Raw genomic sequence first — 1,600 nt, 5'->3', positions numbered from 1 at the left:
AGGCGGGTCCTTGTAGAGCAGCACGCAGGAGGAGGGCTTGTCGCCACGCCCGACCCGGCCGCGCAGTTGGTGCAGCTGGGCCAGGCCGAAGCGCTCGGCGTGCTCGATGACCATGACGGTGGCGTCCGGCACGTCGACGCCGACCTCGATGACGGTGGTGGCGATCAGGATGCGTGTCTCGCCCTGCTTGAAGGCACGCATCGCCTCGTCCTTCTCGGCACCCTTCATGCGGCCGTGAACGAGCCCGATACGGTCGCCGAACAATGGTTTCAGCGAGGCGAAGCGGTCCTCGGCCGACATCAGCTTGATTTCTTCGGATTCCTCGACCAGCGGACAGATCCAGTAGATCTTCTGGCCTGCGGCGACGGCGTCCACCATGCGGTCGACCAGTTCGTCGAGCCGCTCGAGCGGCAGCGTAACGGTACGGATCGGCTGGCGGCCGGCCGGTTTTTCCGTCAGTTTCGACACGTCCATGTCGCCGAAAGCGGTCAGCACCAGCGTGCGGGGGATGGGAGTGGCCGTCATCACCAGCATGTCCGGCGCGTCGCCCTTGGCGGTGATGGCAAGCCGCTGATGGACGCCGAAACGGTGCTGCTCGTCGATCACGGCGAAGACCAGGTCGTGGAACATGACCGTCTCCTGGAACAGCGCGTGGGTGCCGACCACGATGTCGATCTCACCGCTTGCCAGGCCGGCCAGCGTATCCGCGCGTTCGCGGCCCTTTTCGCGGCCGGTGAGGATGGCAATGCGCAGCCCGACCTTGGCGGCAAGCGGCGTGATGGTCGCCAGATGCTGGCGCGCCAGGATTTCGGTCGGTGCCATCAAGGCTGCCTGGCCGCCGGCCTCGACGGCGCGTGCCATGGCCAACAGCGCTACGACCGTCTTGCCGGAGCCGACATCGCCCTGCAGAAGCCGCAGCATGCGCTCGGGATCAGCGAGGTCGGCATTGATTTCGGCCAGCGCGAACTCCTGGCTCGATGTCAGCGAGTAGGGCAGTGCGGCCCTCAGTTTTTCAACGATGCGGCCGTCGCCGACCAGGGGACGCCCGGACAGCCTGCGGACTTTTGCCCGCACCAGCGCCAGCGAGACCTGGCCCGCCAGCAACTCGTCATAGGCGAGCCGCCGCCAGGCGGCGCCGTCGATGGAGACGTCGATCGGGTCGGCGGGATTGTGGATGCGGGCGATCGGCCAGGCGCAGCACCTTGCCCGAGAGCCCGGCTGTCAGGGGATAGACCGGTTCGACCAGCGGCAGGTTTTCCGCCTCGCTGGCCAGCGCAATATGGTCGGGGTGGACCATGCTGGGGCGGCCATTGAACCATTCCATGCGGCCCGAGACCACGACATGCTCGCCCTCGGGCATCGCCTTTTCGAGATAGGAAGCGTGAGCATGGAAGAAGGTCAGCGCGATCTCGCCGGTGTCGTCATGGGCGAAGACGCGGTAAGGCACCGACCTGTTGCCGCGCGGCGGCGGCTGGTGGCGGTCGATGCGCACCTCCAGCGTCACGATCTGGCCTTCCGCGGATCCTGCGATGCCCGGCCGGCTGCGCCGGTCGATGACGGTGTGCGGCAGCACGAACAGAAGGTCGCCCGCGCGGGCGAC

1 pseudogene is annotated in these 1,600 nt (G+C 67.3%); it reads right to left on the bottom strand.

The annotated features are described in order from the left end of the window. A pseudogene (locus EN750_RS33430) lies at positions 1-1,600 on the bottom strand (ATP-dependent DNA helicase RecG); the annotation flags it as partial.

It is taken from the genome of Mesorhizobium sp. M7A.F.Ca.ET.027.03.2.1, from assembly GCF_003999175.1.
GTDB lineage: Bacteria > Pseudomonadota > Alphaproteobacteria > Rhizobiales > Rhizobiaceae > Mesorhizobium.
This window is presented reverse-complemented; position numbering and strand designations above follow the sequence as displayed.